The sequence below is a fragment of the Variovorax glucosi genome, from assembly GCF_051216695.1.
GTDB lineage: Bacteria > Pseudomonadota > Gammaproteobacteria > Burkholderiales > Burkholderiaceae_C > Variovorax.
Genome location: NZ_JBPJZE010000286.1, coordinates 1 through 1,131, shown reverse-complemented (window position 1 = coordinate 1,131; position 1,131 = coordinate 1). Strand labels below are relative to the sequence as shown.

The 1,131-nt window shown below is 69.7% G+C and carries 1 protein-coding gene; it reads left to right on the top strand.

Features of this window, described 5'->3' with window-relative positions; translation table 11 throughout:
- Positions 1–1,131: DEAD/DEAH box helicase family protein (locus ACSFA3_RS25020; protein WP_475544587.1), on the top strand; the 1,131-nt coding region annotated here is incomplete at both ends.

Here is a 1,131-nt window from a genome sequence, read left to right as displayed (position 1 = left end):
CGGGCCATGCGCCGGGGCGGTCGTCGCGCATCACGCTCGTGCCCACGCACAGCGTGGAGATGGTGGAGGGCTCGGCCGCGCGCACGGCCATTGCGGCGGGGCACATCGAGGCGCGGCATTCGCCGGACCAGCCGCTCGACGTGCTGGTGCAGCACCTGGTGACGGTGGCACTCGGCGGTGGCTTCATGCCCGACGATCTGTACGACGAGGTGCGCGGCACGGCCGCGTACGAAGGCCTTTCGCGCGAGAGCTGGCAGTGGTGCCTCGACTTCGTCTCGCAAGGCGGTCCCTCGCTTGCGGCCTACCCGGACTACAGGCGCGCCGTGCCCGATGCAGAGGGCGTCTGGCGCGTGCCCGATGCGCGGCTCGCGCGGCGGCATCGCATGAACATCGGCACCATCGTGAGCGACGCGAGCATGTCGGTGCAGTACCTCGGCGGCTCGAAGATCGGCAATGTCGAAGAGAGTTTCGTCGCGCGCATGAAGGCCGGCGACTGCTTCCTGTTCGGCGGCCGGCTGCTCGAACTCGTGCGCATCCACGACATGACGGCCTGGGTGCGACGCGCCAGCGGCAAGCGGCCCGCGGTGCCGCGCTGGAGCGGCGGGCGCATGCCGCTGTCGAACACGCTGGCCGATGCGGTGGTGCAGCAGCTGGCGCTGGCCGGCGAAGGGCACTACGATTCACCCGAGCTGCAATGCGTGCGCCCGCTGCTCGAGATACAGCAGCAGTGGTCGGCACTGCCGACGCCGCAGACGCTGCTGGCCGAGACGCTGAGCACGCGCGAAGGCTCGCACCTGTTCCTGTATCCGTTCGCGGGCCGACATGTGCACCTTGGGCTGGCGAGCCTGCTGGCCTGGCGTGTCGCACAGCACGAGGAGCGCACCTTCTCGATTGCGGTCAACGACTACGGCTTCGAGCTGCTGAGCGCGACCGAGGTCGATTGGGCTGTGCTGCTGCCGCAGGTGCTGCGGCTGCCGGAAGGCGACGACGCACATGCGGTGTTGCTGCACGAAGTGCTGGCGTCGCTCAACGCGAGTGAACTCGCGCAGCGGCGCTTCCGCGAGATCGCGCGCGTGTCGGGGCTCATCTACCAGGGCTACCCGGGCGAGAAGCGCAGCGGCAAGCAGCTGC